This window comes from Pleomorphovibrio marinus (genome assembly GCF_003347495.1).
In the GTDB taxonomy this organism is placed as follows: Bacteria; Bacteroidota; Bacteroidia; order Cytophagales; family Cyclobacteriaceae; genus Pleomorphovibrio; species Pleomorphovibrio marinus.
Window position 1 is genome coordinate 788,226 of record NZ_QCXY01000001.1, and the last position, 16,748, is coordinate 804,973.

Sequence of the window (16,748 nt, forward strand, 5' to 3'; positions counted from 1 at the left end):
TGACTAATGTTTAATCTTTGCTTTTATTTTCTCTCTCAATTTTTGAAGGCAACGGTACTTATTGTTTCTGGCAGTTGCCTCCGTCCACTGAAAGAACTCTGCCAAGGTCTTCATGCTTTCTTTCTCTATGTAGAACCTCCTCAACAGTTCTTGGCAATTTTTCCTTAGCGACTGAAATTCAATGGCAACTTGTCGCTCATACTCTGCGAGGTAATTACCTTCTTCGGCCTCCTCAGTGTCAAAATAGGTTTCCATTTTAATGGTGTTCCTGAATTCTGCGGATCGTAGGTAATCCAACCACTTGTTTTTCCCTATCTGATACAGATACCCTGTGATTGCAGTCCCATTGTTGGGCTCAAAGCCCTTTTCCTTCACTTTTTTCCAAAGTGCTACAAATGCTTCCTGAAAAATATCCTTAGCCTGCTCCACATTGCCATTATTGTTTAGGATGTAGATCTCCAATTTTGGGTATTGAGATTGATAAAGCCACCGGAGGATTTGATCATCATTACTCCGTATACCCTCTATTAATTCCTGTTGACCGTACATTTTCAAAATAGATTTCCGCATGAATTTCTAAAAAATTTTGCAGAAATATACAAGAAAATGCTTTTGATCCCAATTTTTTATTTTAAATATTTTTATCGTTTCAAAATATACTTCCCAAATGAAGAGTTTTAGTCTTTTTACTCCACTGTTTCAAGACAGGGAAGACAGAGATTCAATACCAAAACTTCTAGTAAAGGGCAATATCTAATCTTACAAAGGGAAGTGGGGTTCATTTCATCTGTTTATAATTTCTTTTCAGCGGTCATATGGAATGCCCAGATTAATCATCCCCCTGTGTGAGAATACTTTCTCATGGGCATTTCATGTGTTTATAATTGCTTTTTATTGGTCACATAGCCTGCCCCGGACTCGCTTCGGGGGAATCTCGCCATGATAATCATCCCTCCGTACGTCGCTTGCGTCATGCCCTGACTGCCGTCAGGACAGGCTCGATTTCATTACTATTTTATTTTATCATCGAAGCTACGCTACCAATGTCATCAAAAACAAAAATTTTTCTTCGTATTTTCCTAATGTTTTTCTACCAGAGCTTTTACACAGTCCACCCAAGTGTCCCTTGAATTTAAGCTGGGAACCAAGTTCCATACTTCACCTCCGCATTCTTCAAATTTCTCCTTATACTCTTCTCCCACCTCAACTGTGGTTTCCAAGCAATCCGCAACAAAGGCCGGGGAGAAGGCCAGCACTTTTTTGATCCCTTTGGAAGTCACTTCCTCAATCACCTCTTCCGTATAGGGCTTGATCCAGGGGTCATTACCCAAACGGGACTGAAAACATGTTTTCACCTTTTCACCGGGAAGTCCGAGCCTTTCGGCAATGAGCCTGGTGGTGAGGAAACACTGGGCTCTGTAGCAAAACTGATTTTTCTTGGTGTAATTGGCACAACATTTATCACTCAACTGACAGTAACCGTCCACAGAACCTTTTTTAATTTGTCTTTCCGGAAGCCCATGATAGGAAAATAGATAAAGGTCATATTCGTCTTTTTTCATCATTTCTCTCCCCAGTTCAGCCCAGGCTTCCAAAAAGAAGGGTTCATCTACAAAATTATTGATAAAGGTGATGCTGGGGATTATTTGCCATTTTCTTGCTTCTTCCATCACTTTATCTACCACAGACCCATTGGTAGCAGAGGCATATTGGGGAAAAAGTGGCAGGACTATGATTTTTTTAACATTGGCATCATTTAGTGCCTTCAGCCCCGTAGCAATGCTAGGGCTTTGGTAGCGCATGGCCATTTCCACCTGATAATGAGAGGGATCTAGCTTTGCCTTTAATTTGTCCCTGAGATCCTCGGTGTGAAAAAGCAGTGGCGACCCTCTTTCCGTCCATAATTTCCTATATTCTTTGGCGGATTTTGGGGACCTAAAGGGGGCAATAATTAAATTTACCAACATCCATCTTGGAATGAGGGGAATGTCAATTACCCTTCCATCCATTAAAAATTCTCGGAGGTATTTTCGTACATCGCCCGTAGCAGTGCTATCGGGAGTTCCAAGATTGACCAATAAGACACCGGTCTTCGCTTTATTTTTGTTCATGAACTTATTCTGTTAAATCAAGGTGAAGTCATTCCCTTTGAATAACCAAAGGTAATAAGCAATGTTAGTTTAGGCATCTAAATTTTCTCAAGATTACCCTATATATTCCTCTCTTCCCAACAATTGCTGTCAATAATCCCTATTTTTGAGGCCATACCTAATTCTTGACTTTCTAGCCAACTAAATAAATGATCTTCCTTAGCGACATTAGTTTTAAACTCCCTTTGGAAAGCCCGGTACTCAAGTTTTCCATCATACTTTTTATTATCCTGTTCGCGCCACTTTTGCTGAACAAGATCAGGGTACCGCAGCTGATTGGACTGATCATAGCCGGGGCGGTCATCGGGCCTAACGGACTACACCTAATGGACAGGGACAGCAGCATTGTACTTTTCGGTACTGTGGGTTTACTATACATTATGTTTTTGGCCGGTTTGGAAATAGATTTGGGTGACTTTAAAAAGAACAAGGACAAAAGCATTGTTTTTGGGCTTTACACCTTTACCATCCCCATGGTATTGGGGACCTCGGTTGGGGTTTACGTAATGGGTTTTGGCTGGATGACAGCCATACTATTGGCCAGTATGTTTGCTTCCCACACCCTTATCGCATATCCATTGGTAAGTAAACTTGGGGTGGCAAAAAACAAGGCTGTAAACATCACAGTGGGTGGAACCATGATCACCGATACTCTTGCCTTATTGGTATTGGCTATAATAGCCGGGACAGCTGTCGGTGAAATTACCGCAGAATTTTGGGTTAGGCTGGGCGTTTCAGTGGTGCTCTTTGCAGCCATCGTAATCTTTGTATTCCCTTTATTAGGCAGGTGGTTTTTTAAAAGGTATGATGACAATATTAGCCAGTATATTTTTGTTTTAGGTTTGGTGTTTTTGGGATCCTTTCTAGCGGAAGCAGCAGGCATAGAGGCCATTATCGGGGCATTCCTTGCGGGATTGGCAATGAATAGGCTGATTCCTCACACTTCCCCACTTATGAACCGTATAGAGTTTGTGGGAAATGCTCTCTTTATACCCTTTTTTCTCATCGGAGTTGGGATGCTTATTAACTTCAGGGTATTTTTTATAGATTTAGAAACTATTAAGGTGGCTATTATGATGACGGTCGTGGCCACCTTTTCCAAATATGCAGCAGCATGGCTGACCCAAAAAACATACGGCTTTTCCCAGGCACAGAAGCAGGTTATTTTCGGTTTAAGTAATGCCCAGGCTGCAGCTACGCTCGCCGCTGTATTGGTCGGGTACAATATCATTTTGGGGGAGTCTGCAGCAGGTGAGCCCATACGACTTCTAAACGACGCCATACTGAATGGAACGATTTTGATGATCTTAGTTACCTGCACCATTGCCAGCTTTGTGGCTCAAAAAGGAGCTGCGAAAATAGCCTTGGAAGAAATGGAGGAGGATAACGAGGGCGACAAGGACAAGTTTGCTTCTGAAAAAATCCTTATACCCATTAATTATCCTGAAAACATAGAAGAACTGGTGAACCTGGCTATTACCGTAAAGTCCGAAAGGTCAACGAAAGCATTGCTGGCCTTAAACATTATCCCCACGGACACCAATAACGTAAAGTTGGAAAAGAATGCAAGGAAACTACTGGAAAAGGCTAGCATTTCAGCCTCTGCTACAGACAATACCATTAAGGAGCTTATTAGATATGATTCCGACATCATCAATGGGATCACCAATGTGGTGAAAGAAAACAAAGTGTCTGATTTGATCCTCGGTCTGCACAAACATAGAGGGATCTCTGGTTCTTTTTTGGGCAACCTCACGGAAGGGGTGCTGAGTCGATGCAACGTGACCACCTTAATTTATCGGTTTATTCAACCCATAAATACCGTGAAACGCTATCACATTATAGCCCCACTGAATGCAGAGAAGGAAATAGGGTTTCCTTTTTGGCTGCTAAGGATATGGAACCTGGGTAAGAATACCGGGGCAAAATTGGTGTTTTATGGTAGTAAACCCTTTTTGAAATACATACAAGATGTAAATAAAAATCATGGATTAGAGGTAGAGTACAGGGAGTTTTCGGAATGGGAGGATTTCTTGATCATTTCCAGGGATATAAAGGAAAATGATGCCCTGTTCATCATCATGAGCAGAAAGAGCGAAATATCCTATTCCCCTATCATGAAACAGATACCTAAGTACCTGAATAAATATTTCCAGGCTTTCAACTACGTCTTGATATATCCCATTCAGCAAGGGTTATCTGAATACAGGGCGGGAAACATATTTAGCCCATTTGTGAGCAACTTTGAAAGTCTGGAGGATATCGGAAAGACCATATCGACTTTGTTTAAAAAGAAATAACTTATTCCAAAGGAAGGCGAACCTGGAAGCAAGTCCCACCTTCTTCTAAGGCATGAACTTCAATTTGCCCGTTATGGAGCTTTAAGATCCGTGCTACTAAAGCAAGGCCAATACCGTTTCCGGCTACTGTTTGTTGGTTCTTGCCTCGGTAAAATGGTTCAAAAATAGCTTCCCTTTCCTCCGGAGGGATTCCTGGGCCAGTATCCGAAAATAAAAGTTCTGCATTACCTGACAGGCTTTTTAGGCTTATAGAGCAGGTTTGGTCAGGGCTGAATTTACAGGCATTCTCGATTAGATTTGAAAAAGCAGTGGTCAACAAGTAGGCATTTCCTAACAGGTTCATCTCGGGGGTGTCCAAGTCGGCTTCCATATATTGGATCTTGATCCTATAATTGGAGTTGCATTGTTGTACAAGCTGACTGGCTTCAAGAACGGTTTCATCCACCCGGATGGACCTAAAGTTTATCTCTGCCCGGTCAAAGGAGGCTTTGGCAAAATCCAACAAACCGGTACTTAAACGTGCCATTTTTTTGGCATCCGTAAGCACCTGGCCTATGGTTACATGTTGTTCATGGGAAGTCCTGCCTTCCTTTGTCGCCCATTCCAAATCTGAAATGATCCTCGCAAGGGGGGTGCGGAACTCATGGGCCATATAAAAAGTAAATTGCTTTTGGGATTCAAAGGACTTTTCCAAACGTTCCAGCATCCGATTGAAGGTTTGGGCAAGTTGCCATAGTTCATCCTTGTTTTGGCCTACCCTAAGCCTAAGGTCTAAGTTAGAAACTGAAATGTTGTCTGCTTCCTTCACCATCTCCCCCACTGGCGAGAATGCCTTTTTGGCAAAATACCTGCTGGAAAGGTAAACGATAAGCACACCAAGTGAAAATGCGATAAGCAAAGTTTGAAGGAGGCTGCCAAGCTTATTGTGGCCATAATCATCATAGGCGGCAGCGGTAACTAGGAATTGCCGATCCCCTTTGTATAATGAAATCCCCACTGCTTGCCAATCTTCCTGCAAAAATGAAATCTTTCCTTCCCTACCTATCCTGTCCAACATCTCCGGTGTTTCTTTTACTACATCTAATTCCACTGCGTCATGATAAACCAAATTACCATTCCCATCATATATGGCTACTTCCACTTCATGGATGATTTCCCGGTTTTGCCTGTAAATCGTTTGCAGGGTATTGGCATCTAGCTGGGTGTCGAGAAGGAGATTGGCTTTTGTGAGCGCCTCTTTTTCCAATAGGTTGTAAAACTCATTCGTCCTATTGGTGGAGGCAGAATAATAGATAATCAAGGAAAAAATTAGTAGGAAACCACTCACCAAGACAGTAAAAAGCAAGGAAAGTTTCTTTTGTATACTCATGAAGTTCGACTTAGGATGAAGCCCATGCCGGTACGTGTATGTATCAATTTTTGGGCAAATGGCTTATCTATTTTTTTTCTTAGGTAATTGATATACACGTCAATAAAGTTTGTGCCAGTATCAAAATCCATTCCCCAAACCTCTTTGGCAATTTCCTCTCGGGTCAGGATTTTTTCGGGATGCTCAAGTAAGTACTTTAGCAGATTAAACTCCTTTGGGGTAAGTTGGATTTCCTTTCCCTCCCTAAAGACCCTGGCACTATTCAGGTGCATCTCCAGTTCGGCAAACACCAATAAACCGGTGGGTTCCAATTCTTCCTGTGGAAACCTTCTTAAAAGGGATTTGACCCTTACCAGCAATTCCCTGATATCAAAAGGCTTCACCAGGTAATCGTCTGCCCCGGCATCAAACCCCTCCACCTTATCGTCGGTGGCCCCAAGAGCCGTAAGCAATATTATAGGGATTTGGGAATTCTGCTTTCTTATTTCCCTACACAAAGAGACCCCGTCTAGTTTTGGCATCATCAGATCCGAAATGATCAAATCAAACCTACTATTCTGGAACATTGCCAGGCCTTCCTCCCCATCACAGGCGACTTCTATATGATAACCTTTCTCTTCCAGGTTTCTGGACAAAAGAGAAGAAAGCCTGATGTCATCCTCCACCAATAATAGTTTAGAGTTGTTCATTTTTATCAAAATTGCAGGTTGCCTCCCAGAATTTAGATGCAGCTTTTAGTAATTTTATTAGATTTACTTACCTTCGTTCAAAAATAGAAAAAATACTTGGTATGGAAATAAAAGGAAAAATAGTAGGGGTAATGGATGAGATTTCGGGCAATGGCAAAAACGGAGCCTGGAGAAAGAAAGACTACATTCTGGAAACCATAAGCCAATATCCCAAAAAAGTATGTTTGACCGTTTGGGGAGACAAAATCGATCAGTTTGGAATGCAAGAAGGCGACCAGGTCACTGCCGGAATAGAAATAGAAAGCAGGGAATTCAATAACAAATGGTACACAGATGTAAGGGTTTGGAAAGTGGATAAAGAGACAGCGGGTGCCCAAACCTCCCCTCCACCAAGCGGCCAACCCGATGTAAATACCTTCAATGACGAAAGTGGTGAAGATACTTTACCCTTTTAAAAGAATTGCGGACTAGATCCCTGGGATTTTCAAAATAAAGGAGGGCTTACTTATCATGGTTTTGGCAGGTAGTTTTAAGGAAGCGCCATAACCTTTCAATCCTAAAGCAATTAATACTTTAAAAAGCACAAATCAATAAGATTGTGGAAAGCTTTTTGAAGGCACCTGTTCTAACCTACTCCTCTACTGATCCACTGGACCCCTTTTGGAGTAACTTGGCCATCAATAGCAACTCTTCCTCAAGTTCCTCCCTCTCTTTTTGGTTTTTCTCCAGTTTTTTCTTCAGGCTCTTTATTTGAAACTCTGGCTTGACGGTGAGCAACTTGTGAAAAATACCCGCAAAAAACAGACCTTGCCTGGCCTTTAACAAAAGCCCCCTCAACTTATATCCCCTGGCAATCTGGGACAACCTGGCAATTTTTATAAGCCTTATCGTCCTTACAAATGCAATAAAGGGCAGGAGAATGATCAGAAGGTCGATCCAGTTTTTTTGAGCATAGGCAATTTTTTCCTGGGATATGGAGATCATCAGAATAAACTCATAGGCAAATGCCAACCATATAAATCCTTGAGCCATATCCAGCACAAAGGAAAGATCTGCATTAAGATACTGCTCTACAGGTTCATAGAATTGCCATTCTATGATCAGAATGGGTAAGATCAGAAGGGCAATCAAAATCATGGGAACGGAAAACTTGCCCTTTAAATGCACCAAAAGTCCCTCATTGCGATAACACCATCCCAAAAAAGGAATCCATTGAAGCCTGGGCCTAAGTAAATGCCTGCTCCCCATATGAAGGGGAGGAAACAAAATAACCAGTAGCCTCAGGTAGATTTCCTTCTTTGCTTTTCGGTTGCCATACCTACCAATAAGCCAAGTCAAAACCAGGAAGTCCCCTACAAATACCAACCAAATAAGACCATAAAGCAGAGCAACTCTGCTTTGAAAAAAGGCCACTGCGATGTTTTCCCCCTCATGCGAAAGCAAATTGACAAGGGCAGCGGCTGCAATCAGGCAAACTAGTGCCAAGCCGTACAGGATGGGGGTGCTGGTGTACAGATAACTTGCCAAGGGGTTGCCTTGAGGGGCTTGACAACCGGTCTTGATCCTCATGTCCCTAGGAATAATTTCCTCAGCAAGCCAAGGATAATTCTTGCACAACTTCCGGACTGGATCCAAAACCTGACTTCGTTTGGTAAGCTGCCTTACCTGGAAAAGCAAATAGGGGTTTTGGCAATCATTAATTGCTTCTATAACCTCTTGTTTTCTATTATCATCCGATTGGTGCATACTTTCGCAAGTTTCTTAAAAAAAACCATCAGGCGATGATTTCTGTGCCATCACTGATACGGACGGGGTAAGCGGCTAACTCCTTTCCTGTGGTCTGTTTGTACTCTTTTCCGATTATCTCAAGAAAATGTTCGGCCGATCCACTTTCCAGAAGATGGATGGTACATCCCCCAAATCCACCACCCATCATCCTTGCGCCTAGCACATAGTCCTTATCCCGGGTAAAATCAACCAAAAAATCCAACTCTGGGCAACTGACCTCATATTTGTGCCTCAGCCCATCATGTGATGCATACATTAATTGTCCAAAGCCTTTGAGATCCTCCCTTTCAAGGCATTCGCAGGCCAATTGTAGGCGTTCGTTTTCTTCTACCACATAGGTACAACGGTCCCACACATTTGGGGAAAAATTTGCCCTTTGCTCTACCAACATGGAATATTCCACATCTCTTAGACTTTTGACATCTGGAAATTGGCTTTGTATCAGGGCTACACCTGCCTCGCATTCTTTCCTTCTGGTATTATATTTACTATCTCCCAAAGCATGTGTAACTTTGGAGTCCAACAGCAGGAATTGATATTCCCCTAACTTCAGGGGAAAATAAGTGTACTCTAAGGTTTTACAGTCTAACTTTATGGCCAAGTCTTTCTTTCCCATCATGGAGGCAAACATGTCCATAATTCCGCAATGAACGCCTGCAAACTCATGTTCCGCCCTCTGGGACATTTCTATCAGGGAGTTTTTTGAAACCGAATGGTCAAATAAATGCGAAAGGCCCATTCCCACACCATTCTCCAAAGCTGCCGATGAAGACAATCCGGCACCAATAGGAATATCACCCCCGAATACACAATCAAATCCACCAATTTCCAAACCACCTATTTTAAATTGTTGCGCAACACCCATAATGAAATTTATCCATCCCCCATTCCTTGGAACAAGTTCATTTAGATCAAACTCCTCCATCTGCCCATAATCTAAGCTGTAAACGCTGCATTTTGAAGTATGATTTTTTTTGAACCCGAGGTAAATGGCCTTATCAATTGCAGCGGGCAGCACAAAGCCTTGATTGTAGTCCGTATGTTCGCCAATAAGGTTTATGCGGCCGGGAGATCTTACTATAACGGCAGGTTCAGTTTGAAACCGGAAAGAAAACTGTTGTCTGATTTGATTTGGAATCATTAAATTTGTGGGTATAGGTTCAATGGGTAAATTTACCTAGTAAAAAGAAAGGCATAAACAAAAAGTCCTAAAAATCCTCAACATTCCTCTTCGGCTTATTTAGAATATAAAAGCTTTAGTATAATATTTGGTATTTTACAGGATTTCTGTCCTAAAATTGGTTTTTTAACTAAACCTCCCCAGGAATCCAACTTTTTTACCATTATTTTGTTATATAGGTAACATCAATAATTATGGCACAAAAGGATATCGTCATCATAGGAGGAGGTTTGGCGGGTTTGATATCTGCCTATTTGCTGGGCAAGGCTGGAAGGGAAGTTTGGGTTTTGGAGAAAAAAAACTACCCATTTCATAGGGTTTGCGGTGAATATGTTTCCAATGAGGTGAAACAATTTTTGGTTAATGAAGACCTATTTCCCCATTCTTTGGTACCCGCCACATTAACCCAGTTTAGGCTGAGTTCCCTTTCTGGTAAAATAGCGGAAATCCCATTGGATCAGGGAGGCTTTGGGATAAGCAGGTACGCTTTCGATCATTTCCTTTATCAGAAATGCAAGGAAGTAGGTGTACGGTTTAAGCTTCAAACCCAAGCTTTGGACATAAAGATAAATAAAATGCCACTTAATTTCAGTGTCTTTCTAGACAATGGGGAGATTTGGCACGCAGGCCTTGTTTTGGGGGCATTTGGAAAGCGCTCCCGGATTGATAAAGCCATGGAGAGGCCCTTTATAGCAGAAAGGACTCCTTATATTGGGGTAAAATACCATGCAAGATTAAATTATGATTCCGATACCATCGGTTTGTATAATTTTGAAGGTGGTTATTGCGGTATAAATGCCGTGGAAGACGGCATATTTAACATATGCTATCTGGGGGAAAGAGCGACACTCCGAAAATGGGGAAACATTCCTACAATGGAAAAGGAGGTGCTTTTCAAAAACCCGAAGTTGAGGGACATTTTTGAAAACAGCGAATTCCTTTTCGAAAAGCCTGAAGTAATCAACGAAATAAGTTTTTCCGATAAAAATCCAGTGGAAAATCATGTTTTAATGCTGGGTGATGCCGCAGGAATGATCACACCCCTTTGTGGCAACGGTATGGCCATTGCTATTCATACCGGAAAATTGGCCACAGATGCTATTTTGACCTACAGCAATCATTTGGAAATCGAACAGGCCTATTCAAAAGCATGGAAATCAACCTTCCAACAACGTTTGACCATTGGCAGAAATGTACAAAAACTGTTTGGTACTTCTTTTGCCTCGGATTTTGCTGTAAGTCTTGTCAATTACCTCCCTTTCCTGGCCAGACAGATCATAAAACAAACACATGGGAAAGCGGTTTAAAAGGCCTTGTAGCCCAGCCTTTAGGCTAGGCCTATTCCATAAATTCCTTCAATTCTAACAGGAAAGTTTAGAAATAAATTAGCTGAACTGAAAACAGCTTAAAAGTATAGCCCTCCATTAAAACACAAAAATACTGACCAAGGAATTAAAAAAAGGAGCAGGACTTTCCATTATCGCCTGCTCCAAGGATTCTTAAAATTTAATACTTACCCCAGCCATAAAATTGGTTCCGGCCATGGGGTAGTAAAAGTTTTCCGTGACAAGTTCTCTAGCAGAGGCACCCTCTGTGGGCACAAAATAGCTGAATGTATATCCATTTGGCTCATAAAGCTGATTAAACACGTTGTAAACCATGAGCGTAAAATCCATTTTCTGGACAAATCCAGGGGTGATACCATAATTCAACCTAAAATCTGTGGTCCAAAAGGCGTCCAATTTTCTGCTATCCCGTTGTGTATTGTCCAGGTATTGATCCCCAACATATTTGTTCATTAAGCTCACTTCCAAGTTGGGGGTGATTTTGTAATCCACCATGGCAGAGGCTACGACATTGGGTGAAAAGGCTATATCAGTATTGGTATATGTGGTGGCTTCCTGACCTACGAATCCCCAATTTTCATCATAAACATCATTATACTCTGTAAAAGCATCGATTTTGTTTCGGCTAAAAGCCACATTTCCTCCTAATGACCATTTGGGATGGGGAACGTAGGCAGCATCCAGTTCTACACCGGCCCTATAGCTACTGGCCACATTTTCCCGAATATATGCCCCCACATCATTGAGCTGGCCGGTGAGCACAAGTTGGTCCTTGTAGCCCATGTAATAAAAATTGGCATTGTACTGGAAGTTATTTTGGCTATACCTTACTCCAGCCTCCACATTTTGGAGGGTTTCGGGACGAGGTATTTCAATAAGCGGTGAATCGGTAAAATCCCTTCTCACAGGCTCCCTATTGGCAATCGCATAGGAAGCATACCAGGTTTTTCCGCCTTGGTCCTCATAGGAGAGTCCAAATTTGGGGTTAAAGAAATGGTACTGCTGAAACCCTGAGATATCCCTCAAGTCGTTGTTGATGCCATCAAAACGGTAATCTATTCCCCTATATTGAAGATCCCCAAAAAGGTAAAGGTTGTCCTTTATCTCGTAAGTGGCCTTGGCATAAATATTCCGGTCATCCTTTACAGCCACATTATCGTAGTACCTGTCCCTGATTTGCGTACCACCGGTTACGCCCATCCAAATTATTTCTCCGAAATGGTCCCCATCATATCGATTGGCACCTCCACCTAGGAGAAAGTCCAATCTTCCATCGTCTGAGATATAATTAAAGGAAAATACCCCACCATAAAAGTCGTTATCCAGCCACCTTCTTCTGATAATATCTGTTCGCGCGATCAATTCTCCACCTATTTCTATTGGGGCAATTCCATAGTTCTGCAAGAGCCTGTCATTGGGTCTAAACTGCTCGTAATAACCCCTTCCATAGGTGTAATGAAGGGCAAAATTGGCTTTCCAGTTGCTCCCCCAGTTACCCGCATAGATAAATTGGTAGTGGTCTTGCTGGTAATTGTCTGTTTCATTTTCATAGGTATAGGAATTATAAGTCCGGTTTGTCTCCAAAAGATGTTCCGGTACACCGTTCCAAGCTTGATACGTTTGCTCCGCCCCCGAGAAAATATTTAATTTGAATACGTGGTCTTCCCCATAATAGCCTCCAGACACAAAGAAAGACCTCAAATCAGAAAAGGCCCTGTCTATGTACCCATCTGAGGTAATTTGCGAAAGCCTGGCATCCACAGCCCATTTTCCATCTAATAACCCAGACCCCGCCTGCAAGGTGTGCTTGCGAGTATTAAAAGAACCAAAGGAATTGTCGGTCTCGGCATATGCTTCCTCCCTTTTGGTATCCGTCTGTATATTTATGCTAGCGCCAAAAGTTGCTGCCCCATTGGTAGAGGTGCCCACACCACGTTGAATTTGAATGTTATCCACTGAAGAAGCAAAGTCCGGCATATTTACCCAAAACACACCATGCGATTCTGCATCGTTTAGCGGTATGCCGTTTACTGTAACGTTGATCCTGGTCTGGTCTGATCCCCTGATTCTCAAACCCGTATATCCTACACCCGCACCGGCATCAGAATGAATAACGATGGAAGGGGTATAATTCAGCAAAAATGGCAGATCCTGCCCCAGGTTGTTTCTCTCCAATTCCTCCTTTGAAATCACTTTAAAAGTAGTAGGTGTGGTTTTCGAAGCCCTAGTGGCAGTGACGATGAATTCCTCGGCAGAAATGGTGCTTTCCTCTAATGCAATAAGGAAATTCCCGGAGTAGGGTAAGATTGCAGTTGTCCTTTGAGTAGTGTAACCCACATAAGATATGCGAAGTCTTTTGGTTCCCTCCTCCATTCCCGAAAGGGTAAAGGATCCTTCAAGGTCTGATACAGTCCCCCTTCCGGTTCCCTCTACTAGAATATTGGCTCCGGGTAACGGCTCTCCAGTTTGGGCATCCACAACAGTACCTGATAATGTACTCTGAGCCCAAACCGTTACTGCTAGCATAGAAAATGCCAGAGTGGTAAATAATCTTTTCATGAATTAACAATAGTAATGGTCAAACATAACAGTGACTAAGGGTTATCACTGCCTTAACTGTTCACCCAGAAGCTAGTTGCAGCTTTGTTCATTTCCCTTCGCCGGCACTACCCGGATCAGGTAATATGGGTATGATCTCAGCCCGTTATTTTAGGGCACCCCTAATGATCTATGATGCGAAGGTAACGGCAATTGACAGAATTCCCAACATTAAGTGCAATAATCTTCGGAACTAATCAATAGGCCAGGAAACCTTAATAAAAACGCAGGGAGGCAAAAAAGTATGGATCCCTGCACTAAGAAATAGTTGTTTTCAGACCACCCTCTTTTCAATGTAGCTACTGTTTAAAATAGCCAAAGCACCCATATATTTAAGATGGAATCTAATTAAATCACCCACCTTATATCCTTGAGGGTTTTCTCTAAGGTTGAGAATAATCATGTCTGAACTTGCTCCCAATATTTCAAATTTACCATCCTCGGGAACCAAATATTTGGGGTCAACATCCAGCAGTCCGATATCCAATATCGCTCTGTAGCTGGTTTTACCGTATAGGGACTCATCCATTTCGGCTACTTCCCCCTGTGGGTTTGCTGCCAGGGTACCCATAGGTAGCAGTGGCTTTTCTTGCATTTCTATGATCTCTGCATTGAGCTCGAAAACGTCCCCTTTCATACCCTCAATTATTTTTTCTTCGAAGAGATCATTACCAAAGTACAAGGTTTCTCCAATTCTGAAGTGATTGACACCCTTTGGAAGTTGCTTGTGAAGCATCAGGGGAATGGTAACAGAGGTTCCCGCAGATACCCAGGGAATCTCCTTATTGAATTTTAATTCTATGATTTGCTTATATAGGGAGAGCTGAATCAGTTTGTCCGCAGAAGGCATCACCCCATTCAAGCAGTTTAGATTGGTGCCAAGCCCAATGATCTCAAGGTTGGGAAGCTCAAAGACCTTGGAGTAAAAGTCCACCAAGTGATCTCCCATGACCCCTTCCCTGAGGTCTCCGGTTTCAACCATGATGATAATTTTGTGTTTTTTATCCTGCTTTACCGCCTCATCACTTATCCATCGTATTGTGTTGAGCTCGCTGTTAAGGCTTACATCAGCATATTTTACCATGTCGGAAAGATTCCTCTTAGACGGAGGCTTGATGTAGACAGTTTGAACATTAGGGTTAATCTCCTTTACTTTAGCCAGGTTACTGATCCTGGAGTCATGGATTTCATCCACCCCCAAGTCTATTAGTTCTTTGATGTACCTTCTGTTGCCACACAGTAACTTGGATACCACACCCCAGGATACTCCATTCTCATTGAACTTGTTTTTTAGGAATTCGAAATTATTCTTTAGTTTATCTTTGTAAAGGTTTAAGAATGCCATATCACTTTTTTAGTCTCATTTCCAAATACTTGTTGGTAAATCCCAACTTTTCATACAGGATTCTGGCAGGATTGTCGGGTTCAACATGAAGCGCAATGTCCCCATTGGCCATCTGAATTGCCGTTGTCATAATTTTCTTGCCAAGCCCTTTTCCTCGCTGGCTCTTATCTACCGCGATATATACCAGAATGTTGTCAGGAATGTATCCCGACATACCGGTTTTATTCATCACCACTGTACCCACAATACGTCCTTCTTCCCTAGCCACAACGGCGAATCCGCCTTTGTCCACAGCTTGGTCCAAAGCATAATCCAAACACCGCATGATGTGCTCATGAGGATCTCCATATTGATCCAGGTGTTCAAATAGAAAATCTGCAATTTCAGTCTTCTGAAGAAAGGTTGCATTATCTACTGCGGATAGTGTTTCTATTGTAGCCATTTATTTTACTTTAGGTGATTTATTTTGATTTTTGTTTTTCGTAACTAGAAATATAAGCAAAAATGCTGCTAGAGAGGCTAAAACACCGAAAAAGTTCGGATCAAGCCCCAAGGGTAACTCTTTCCCCCAAACAGATAATCCTGCCGTCACACTTCCGCCCAATACCATGGCCACCAATGCCGCCAATGGAGATCTCATGCTCCAAAACAACCCTGCCAAAATAGGCACTAGAAGCCCAGAAACCATAAATGCATAGCTGTATAGCATCAGATCCAGCACGTTTGTCATTTGTAGGGCCACCACTAAAGCTACCACCCCAATGAGCAAAGTAAAGAGTTGGCTCAAGCGCATGCTATATTGATCCGGCTTTCTTTTCAGCCATCTGCCAAAAATATCCGTGGTAAGATTTCCCGATGCTGCCATTAGGCAGGAATCTGCAGTGGACAAAACGGCAGAAAAATAGGCCGACATCATCAAGCCCATGATTCCTGCGGGAAGGACTGTGCTCAGAAGTATGGGTAAACCCATCTCGGGATCCATATTTTCCTTGTCCACGGCTATCATATCCAATTCAAAAGCCACTTTGGCCAAAACACCTAGAGAGACACCCATAAATGCCATGATGGGCCATTCAAAAACCCCAGCGATATACCATGCCTTTTTGGCACTTTTCACATCCTTGCTGGCGTAAATCCGCTGATAAAGAGTCATACCTACAAACCAAATAGGAAGTATGGTTATCCCCCAATTGGCCAAGTCCTGCCAGGTTAGGTTTGTCAGGGAAAAATACTCGTCCGGCAAGGTCTCCCGTATTACCTCCCATCCTCCCACATGAAAGTAAGAAACTGGTAATCCAATGAAAATAAACCCCGCCAATAAAATGATCCATTGAACAGTATCTGTATAGATTACAGCCTTTAGTCCTCCCAAAACGGTGTAAATCACGGCAATGGCACCCATTATCCATAAAGCTGTATTTAACTCAAGCTCCGGAAAAGTCCCCGACGCAAGTTTAGCACCTGCCAATAATTGACTACTGGTGAACCCCAAGTACCCCACAAAACAGATGATAGCAGCAGTAATGCCTACTTTTCTGTCAAACAAATACTGGAAGATTTGAGGTAAGGTGTAGAATTTTTCAAATGCGGGATTAGAACGTACCACTGGGATCAGGAAAACTGCCGCCAGCCAAGCGCCAAGCAGACCCGTAAAAAGCATCCAGCTTCCGGAGAGCCCCATGGCAAAACCCAAACCACCCAAGCCCACGGAGAAACCTCCTCCTACGTCTGTGGCCACTACCGAGAGCCCTATATGCCAACTTCCCAAACTCCTTCCTCCTACATAATAATCATCCTGGCCAGTGTTGGTATGCATAAAATAATACCCTACGCCAAGCATAACTGCCATGTACACAAAAAAAATCGCCAAGTCTATAAAAGCCATAGATGCTTTATTTTGGTTAGGTTTCACCCAAGGCACAAATTACAACATACAGTGGCTAATATGAAATAATCCGGCTCAATTTAGGTATCTGATAAATA

Annotated in this window: 13 protein-coding genes and 1 riboswitch; of the genes, 3 read left to right on the forward strand and 10 right to left on the reverse strand. The window is 42.5% G+C overall.

Annotated features, from left to right (window positions below):
• Positions 1-3: 3 nt before the first annotated feature.
• Both DB520_RS03295 and hemH read right to left on the reverse strand, forming a co-directional pair.
• Entirely contained in the window at positions 4-570 is a 567-nt protein-coding gene (locus DB520_RS03295) for an RNA polymerase sigma factor (RefSeq protein WP_114748201.1), read from the reverse strand.
• Positions 571-1,079: 509 nt separating this feature from the next.
• The gene (gene hemH / locus DB520_RS03300; RefSeq protein ID WP_114748202.1) at positions 1,080-2,111 is read right to left on the reverse strand and encodes a ferrochelatase; all 1,032 of its coding nucleotides are present in this window, start codon (positions 2,109-2,111) and stop codon (positions 1,080-1,082) included.
• 188 nt (positions 2,112-2,299) lie between these two features.
• On the opposite strand from hemH, the gene DB520_RS03305 reads away from it, so the two are divergent.
• Entirely contained in the window at positions 2,300-4,450 is a 2,151-nt protein-coding gene (locus tag DB520_RS03305) for a cation:proton antiporter (RefSeq protein WP_114748203.1), read from the forward strand.
• 1 nt (position 4,451) lies between these two features.
• On the opposite strand, the gene DB520_RS03310 is transcribed toward DB520_RS03305, so the two are convergent.
• Complete coding sequence (locus tag DB520_RS03310) at positions 4,452-5,819, reverse strand: HAMP domain-containing sensor histidine kinase (protein ID WP_114748204.1); 1,368 nt, start codon at positions 5,817-5,819, stop codon at positions 4,452-4,454.
• Positions 5,816-6,508, reverse strand: coding sequence for a response regulator transcription factor (locus DB520_RS03315; protein ID WP_114748205.1), 693 nt, complete (start codon positions 6,506-6,508; stop codon positions 5,816-5,818). Before DB520_RS03315 ends, DB520_RS03310 begins: the two co-directional genes overlap by 4 nt.
• Before the next feature lie 101 nt (positions 6,509-6,609).
• On the opposite strand from DB520_RS03315, the gene DB520_RS03320 reads away from it, so the two are divergent.
• Positions 6,610-6,963 carry a DUF3127 domain-containing protein gene (locus tag DB520_RS03320; protein ID WP_114748769.1) on the forward strand — a complete coding sequence of 118 codons (354 nt, stop codon included), beginning with the start codon at positions 6,610-6,612 and terminating at the stop codon, positions 6,961-6,963.
• A 175-nt stretch (positions 6,964-7,138) separates the two neighbouring features.
• Here DB520_RS03320 and DB520_RS03325 read toward each other — a convergent pair whose 3' ends face one another.
• Together DB520_RS03325 and galK are read right to left on the reverse strand one after the other, a co-directional pair.
• On the reverse strand, positions 7,139-8,254 hold the full coding sequence (locus DB520_RS03325; RefSeq protein WP_114748206.1) for a hypothetical protein: 1,116 nt from the start codon (positions 8,252-8,254) through the stop codon (positions 7,139-7,141).
• A gap of 28 nt (positions 8,255-8,282) precedes the next feature.
• The gene (gene galK / locus DB520_RS03330) at positions 8,283-9,437 is read right to left on the reverse strand and encodes a galactokinase (RefSeq protein ID WP_114748207.1); all 1,155 of its coding nucleotides are present in this window, start codon (positions 9,435-9,437) and stop codon (positions 8,283-8,285) included.
• 233 nt (positions 9,438-9,670) lie between these two features.
• Here galK and DB520_RS03335 point away from each other — a divergent pair, with 233 nt between their 5' ends.
• The gene (locus DB520_RS03335; RefSeq protein WP_114748208.1) at positions 9,671-10,783 is read left to right on the forward strand and encodes an NAD(P)/FAD-dependent oxidoreductase; all 1,113 of its coding nucleotides are present in this window, start codon (positions 9,671-9,673) and stop codon (positions 10,781-10,783) included.
• Between the two features lie 192 nt (positions 10,784-10,975).
• On the opposite strand, the gene DB520_RS03340 is transcribed toward DB520_RS03335, so the two are convergent.
• The 4 genes from DB520_RS03340 to DB520_RS03355 all read right to left on the reverse strand — a co-directional run bounded on the left by DB520_RS03340 (position 10,976) and on the right by DB520_RS03355 (position 16,650).
• Entirely contained in the window at positions 10,976-13,381 is a 2,406-nt protein-coding gene (locus DB520_RS03340) for a TonB-dependent receptor (protein ID WP_114748209.1), read from the reverse strand.
• 76 nt (positions 13,382-13,457) lie between these two features.
• A riboswitch (TPP riboswitch) is annotated at positions 13,458-13,554 on the reverse strand.
• A 140-nt stretch (positions 13,555-13,694) separates the two neighbouring features.
• Positions 13,695-14,765, reverse strand: a complete 1,071-nt coding sequence (locus tag DB520_RS03345) for an alanine racemase (RefSeq protein WP_114748210.1) — start codon at positions 14,763-14,765, stop codon at positions 13,695-13,697.
• 1 nt (position 14,766) lies between these two features.
• Complete coding sequence (locus tag DB520_RS03350; protein WP_114748211.1) at positions 14,767-15,207, reverse strand: GNAT family N-acetyltransferase; 441 nt, start codon at positions 15,205-15,207, stop codon at positions 14,767-14,769.
• The gene (locus DB520_RS03355) at positions 15,208-16,650 is read right to left on the reverse strand and encodes a sodium:solute symporter family protein (RefSeq protein WP_114748770.1); all 1,443 of its coding nucleotides are present in this window, start codon (positions 16,648-16,650) and stop codon (positions 15,208-15,210) included.
• Positions 16,651-16,748 lie beyond the last annotated feature (98 nt).